Genomic DNA, 6315 nt, shown 5'->3' on the forward strand with positions numbered 1-6315 from the left:
TTTAGGCTGGTTTGTTGGCTTTTTGTAAAGTGAAGTTTATACGCCTTTATCTTGATTTCAAGGTGTTCATGAGTTGCGCAAGCCGCTTTTTAGGCGTTGCTTCATTTAAAATGTCAGGGATTTCTCTTGCGCGGATTCTTGAGTGGAGAGTTCAGATGGTTACTTCTTTTGAGTTCTTCAGCTAAGGAAAGATTTTATTTTGCCTATAAAAGAAGAAAATGTTTTTACAAAGTTAGGTTTGCCTACTCTTTTGATTAAAAATTTACTCATTGCTGGGATGAGTAAACCTAAACCTATACAAGAACAAGCTATTCCAGTGATGTTGAAAGGACACGATATTTTAGGTGTTGCTCAGACAGGCTCTGGAAAAACTTTGGCATTTAGTTTGCCTATTTTAAGTCAGATTTTGGCTTTAGGTGATAAACGCTGCCCTAAAACTGCACGCGCTTTGATTTTAGCTCCAACGCGCGAACTTGCTGTTCAGATTGATGAAGCGATTCGCACTGCGGCGAAAGGAGCACATCTTTCAACATGTCTTATTTTTGGGGGCGTATCACGTTTAAAACAAATTAAACGTATGGAAGCAGGTGTGGATGTTTTGATAGCGACTCCAGGGCGTTTGAGAGATCTTGTTCGTGAAAAGTGTGTTGATCTTTCCCAATCTCGTTTTTTGATTTTGGATGAAGCAGATCGTATGTTGGATATGGGGTTTATTCATGATGTTAAGCAAATTGCAAAGCTTTTGCATCAAGAGCGTCAGACAGCACTCTTTTCTGCAACAATGCCGAGGGAAATTGCTGTGCTTGCAAAATGTTTACTCAATGATCCGGTTAAAATTGAAGTTGTTCCTCAAGGTACTACGGCTGTAGAGATTTGCCAAAAATTATATTGTGTTCCTACGAATGAAAAAAAGAATGTTTTAAGTAAACTTTTGACAAATCCAGCTTTTGATTCGGTTATTGTTTTTACTCGAACTAAACATGGGGCAGATGCTGTCACACGTAGTTTAGAAAAGGTAGGATATTTAGTCGCAACAATTCATGGAAATAAATCACAAGGTGCTCGCCAGTCTGCTTTAAAAGCTTTTCGTGAAAGATCTGTGCAGATTCTAGTGGCAACAGATATTGCTGCACGCGGTATTGATATACCAGGGATAAGCCACGTTATTAATTACGACTTACCAGATGAAGCTGAAAGTTATGTACATCGTATTGGTCGTACAGGACGTAATGGCGCATCTGGTGTAGCACTTACGCTTTTTGATGAGAAGGTAGAAAGGTCCCGCTTGCGTGCTATAGAGCGCTTGATTCGTATGAAATTGGTGGCTGAGGCTGTTCCAGAACAATTTGCAGCGTTTCCAGAAAAGCCAATTGTACGAGAAAGTAAAGAAAAAGAAAACGATAAGGAACGCCGTTTTAAAAAATCTAAACATCAAAAACAGTTTTTAGGTCGAAAAGATGATACCGCACAGTTGCAGCGGAAGAATTCTTCACCTCAAAATGAGAGGCATAAAAAAGCAAAAGCAGTAGTAAAGCGTGCAAAGCCTCTTCGTTTTCGAAAATCAGTTAAGAGGGCTGCTTAGATAAAGTCTTGAAAAAAGATCATGTACTGGAGATTTTTTACTTTTGTTGATGAAAAGAGCTATAAAATACTCTTGTCAAAGTAAGAAGATCCTTTAGAGGTTTTCATTTTTTAGAAATGAAAACTTCTAACTTTTTGGATTTATTAAAAATCTTTATTGTAGAGGCAATTATTTATTTGCTTTATTCCCATTTTTTTAAATGGGAATAAAAGTAGATTTTATTTATATAAAATTATTTTTATAAAGGATGTGTTTTATCTTTAATGATAACTTTTAATTTTAAAAATTGATGTCTAATAATAACTCATTGTTTTATATATTTAATAATTCACTATATCGTATTTTTTTCATTTTTAAGTTATTTATGCGGATCAATCAAAAGTATTCGCTTGCACGTTATGTGTGAAGTTGTCATATAAATAAACATTTGAAAAATAAATAAAATAATTTTTATAAACTCTTTCAAAGGCAATGGGGGATTGCTGAGATTGAGAGTTGGAAAATAGTATGATGGTATGGCTTTTATTATAAATAAAGATGGGGCTGATCAATCGATTTCATTTTATACCATTTACGGGGGTGTCATTGTGAAAGAGTCTTGGGGGATTTAAGAGATATCTCTTTAAAAAAGCATGTGACTGCATAATACAATAGCGAGAATGTCATGATTTCTGAAGGCTTTCTCAAGATTCTTAACAATTTAGCTCGTTATCTTGGTTTTTACTGTAAAACACTATTATTTGGGGGGATATAAAGTATTTGGGGCTATAAAGCCTATAAGATTTTATGTATTAAATGTTTTATGACAGTGTGGTGAACAAGGCAAGGTTGTTTGTAAAGCGTTGAAGTGGCTAGCAGGAGGCAACCTATTAGATAAGACGTTGGAGTGTTTACAGACTTGTTTTATGTTTTTTGCTTTTAGGATGGGGAGGAGGTTATGTGGGGTGTATGGAGATAATATATGACCTTGATTATTGTTTCTTCCATTTTTCAAAATGATTGCTTCATGAGCAGGTTTTTAAGTTTAATTTCTTTATTGAGTATAAATCATTCTTTCTTTGGAAAAAAAATATGAGACAGTTTCATTGCTGATGGAGCTTAATAATTCATCTTTGATGAAAGAAATCGTAATTTATAATTTATAATGTGCAAATAATTGCAGTGCCCTCTTATAGAGGTGCGGTGGTTTGAGAAAAGTAATCTTATTTGTGCTATTTTAAAATGAATCAATAGTTTTTTGCGTTCATTGCAAAAAACACATCCCGTAGGATATTGCGTTTCTATTTTATTGCAAAAATCCTATTCCATTACTTTTATTAACGAATCCCTCATGTCTAAAAACTTTAGAAAAAACAATAAATTACGTAGAATAAAAGAAAAGTGGCTCCCCGGGCCGTTCTAATTGATTTTAATAAAATCAACATATTAATAAAATATAAGGGAATATTGTAGGTATTGTTTTTTTTAAGTTTTTTTTGCTTCTATCCCTAACTTTTTTGGAGCTTTTTTATTGCTTCAAGAGCTAATCTTTTACGATCTGCGCTCTTTGTATAAAGAGATGCCATTTTATCTTCTGTCCAGCCAAAAATTGCTTTCAATTGTGAAACTGTTGCACCAGAGTTAGCTGCGCGTGTTGCTGCTAATTTTCTCAATCCATGGGCTGATTTTTTAATACCTGCTGTATTACATGCTTCACGAAACAGGTTGCCAAAACTTTCTTTTACGAGCTTATTTCCATTTTTCCCGCAAATGAATGTTTCATTTCCAATAGGACCAATTTTAAGGGTTTCTGCTAATTCAGGCAAAATGGGTAGAAAAACATCTGTTTTAAATTGGCTCTTTTCTGTTTTCAGATGAATGATATTATCATTAACATCTTTCCAACCAATGCGAACGGCATCACCACGGCGTAAGCCCGTATAAAGAAGCACATCAACCCATACGCGTTCATGGGTACCATGTGACCAGCGTTGGTAATATTTCTCAACATCATCTTCTGTCCAAACAGCGAATCCGTCTTTATTGCTAAGAGCTGGTCTTTTTACTCCTATTGTTGGATTATTTTCCAAAAGTCCTTGGTCAATTGCCCAATTAAAAAGCCCATTAAGAGCTTTCAAAAAATTTTGAGCAGCTGATGGTGTTTCTTTACGCCGTTCAACACCGGCTATAATATGTTTTTTTTCAATTGCTTTGTATGGAATATTTCCTATGCTATCACATACCTTCATAAGGAGGAGTTCTCTTTGTCTTTTAGTAGCTTTAGCAAGGCTATGCCAATTGACGCTATTAAAATATTGTTTAAGCAGCCATGCAAATGACCCTTCAATCAGTTTTCCGGTTTTAGGTTTTGGAGGGATTATGCCTTGTAATTCGGCAAGTGCGCTTTTGTAGTTGTCAACAAACTCTTGCGTTCCATAGGTTCCGCGTATTCTAATACGTTTTCCATGACCAATACGTACATACCATATGATTTTGTTATGGCGTGTGACTTCTTTTAGAAGATAGGGGGGGCGTGGTTTAGGCATAAGCAATTTTACATCTTAGAGAGTGCGATTTCGTAATATTCATTCTTTGACAAATCTAAAAGTGTGTCTGGATGTGCTGTTGAGTTTGGTAATGGGATATCTGCTTTCAGATAGATAAGCAGTTCACCGGTAGGTTTGATTTCTATGAGTTCGCATTTTTGCTTTTTTGCTTCTCTTAAAGCTCGTGCAATGTCTGCTTGCGTTATGATAGCTTTACGAGGCGCCATATCTTTTCTCCTACATTGAGACGCAATTCACCCATTTCGTGAATCACGCATGACTTGAAAGTGTTAAGAAGGGTGGTGGTGCTAGGAGGCATTTGTGAAGAGAAGCACCTCCATATGTAAAAAATCTGTAAGTTTATTTTTTAGATGTGTTTAATTTCATATTTCCAATCAGGCAATTGAGTAAGAGCTAATGCGAGTTGTCCTCTATGACACATGCATACATTGGCTTCAAAACAGGTGATTGCAACGCGCTTTTTGTTTAAAAAAATTTGATATAATTTGTTTATTGCACAAAAATTATTCTTGAGAGTTGTATTTTGATAATTTTTAAAAAGGCGGTCATAATCTTTTTGTGTTTTCAAATTTCTTCGTTTTTCAGAAGCAATTCCAAGTTCAGGCATATGCATATATTCAATATCTATGTTGCTCACAGCTTTCTCTAATCGTCTTTTCGAAAATCCGTGTTTTCTACTTATTGGATTTTTACGAACATCACATAAAGTTTTGATATTGTTTTCTATGAGACAACTAAGATAATTCTCAAGGGACCTACCTTCATAGCCAATGGTAAAAAAACAAAATTCCTCATCTTTAGCAGGCTGTATGATAATATGTTTGATGTTACACACGTTTAATTTCCTTATGTAAAAGGGCGGGGGTGCTCGTAGATATGCGGGGAACAAAGCACCCCCATAAGGTTAAGCAGCTTTTGTTGAGAGTTGTTTTATCTCTCGTTCTATCTCTGCTAAAAAGGTTTCAACAGCTTGATTGATCTGTTCAATTTGTTGATCATCACGGAGAACACGCTTGACTTTCATGCGCAAGTGAAAGAATTCTCCCGTAAAACGTGGATCATAACTTACGAAATCACACCACTTTCGTTCTGTACAAGCCATTTGGAATTGCATTTGCGCGTGATATTCTGGTTTGATTTCGTCACCTATACAAAAGCGCATATGTGTTACTGATCTCGGGCATTTGACTTCGATTAAACCGTCTTCTCCAATGAGACCATCAGGGCTAGCCCCCGCCATTTCTATTGTGGGGTGTTGGATAAAGCCGCATTTTGTTATATCGGCATCATGAATGAAGCCATATTCTCTCAAGGCATCTTCTTCATGTTCGATACCCCATCTCATATCTTCAGTTTCATAATAGGGGCTTGTTTCTCTTGTTAAGCGTTCTGTTATGAGTTTGATTTTGTAGTCTTCATATTTGCTCGTAGGCAATCCTTTTGTAGTTTTATTGAGTATGTTGTAAATGTTTGATGCGGTGACTTTACCCAAGCGTGCTTGGAACCATTCTGCTGTTCTTTGTTCCATCTCACACCGCCGTTCTTTGTTCTTGTGGTCCATATTCGATATCTTGGACGTGAATATATTCGGCATCTTGTATAGGCGCCTCTATTTGCTTTTGTTGTAGGAAAGATTGTTCTTTTTCATGCTGTCTCTTTTGCAAAACATCCAAAATCCTTTGTGCTACTTCATCAGGAAGATCTTCAAGCCTGTCGACTTGTGCATAATCAAGCACTTTTTCTTCTTCTGTTTGAGTGATGTTTATTAATTGTTTGATTTGCATAAGCACATCATAAGAAACTAACTTCGTTTGTACGTTATGGTTTGTTTCATTGATACGTTTTGCTTCATCTTCTTCATAAATACCGGAAAGCCCGAAAGCATAGCGAGCACATTGTATAGTGGCTTTATGACGCAACATACGGGCTGGGTATTTTTGCCAAGTGTCACTTTTTTGTTCGCATTCTTTGAGATATTCGGTGACTTCGATAGGGTCTTTAATGCCTTTGAGACGAATAGCACATTTGATAGCAATGAGATTCCCGTCTTTATCGAGTTGATCTTGAAAGGTCATGCCATCAAAGTCAGGATTTGATTTGATGATTTTTATCCAACCGTCGATAGAAACAACGGGTATGATGCCGCCGCCTTTTTTAGGGAGAGCATAGATTTCTTTTGTTAAAGGG

The 6315-nt window shown here is 36.2% G+C and carries 6 protein-coding genes; 1 reads left to right on the forward strand and 5 read right to left on the reverse strand.

Annotation, left to right across the window (positions count from 1 at the left end):
- Positions 1-199 precede the first annotated feature (199 nt).
- A complete protein-coding gene (locus tag ACFIL2_RS06920; protein WP_375632923.1) occupies positions 200-1582 on the forward strand; it encodes a DEAD/DEAH box helicase in 1383 nt (460 codons plus the stop codon).
- 1487 nt (positions 1583-3069) lie between these two features.
- Here ACFIL2_RS06920 and ACFIL2_RS06925 read toward each other — a convergent pair.
- The 5 genes from ACFIL2_RS06925 to ACFIL2_RS06945 form a co-directional block, all read right to left on the reverse strand.
- Entirely contained in the window at positions 3070-4107 is a 1038-nt protein-coding gene (locus tag ACFIL2_RS06925; RefSeq protein WP_375607455.1) for a tyrosine-type recombinase/integrase, read from the reverse strand.
- Between the two features lie 8 nt (positions 4108-4115).
- The gene (locus ACFIL2_RS06930; protein ID WP_375680073.1) at positions 4116-4334 is read right to left on the reverse strand and encodes a hypothetical protein; all 219 of its coding nucleotides are present in this window, start codon (positions 4332-4334) and stop codon (positions 4116-4118) included.
- A 140-nt stretch (positions 4335-4474) separates the two neighbouring features.
- Entirely contained in the window at positions 4475-4963 is a 489-nt protein-coding gene (locus ACFIL2_RS06935) for a DUF488 family protein (protein ID WP_375680072.1), read from the reverse strand.
- Between the two features lie 69 nt (positions 4964-5032).
- A complete protein-coding gene (locus ACFIL2_RS06940) occupies positions 5033-5656 on the reverse strand; it encodes a lambda exonuclease family protein (RefSeq protein WP_375680071.1) in 624 nt (207 codons plus the stop codon).
- A 1-nt stretch (position 5657) separates the two neighbouring features.
- The coding region (locus ACFIL2_RS06945) for a recombinase RecT (protein ID WP_375680070.1) at positions 5658-6315 on the reverse strand (658 nt) is incomplete at its 5' end.

The organism is Bartonella sp. AP30XZML, from assembly GCF_042195945.1.
In the GTDB taxonomy this organism is placed as follows: Bacteria; Pseudomonadota; Alphaproteobacteria; order Rhizobiales; family Rhizobiaceae; genus Bartonella.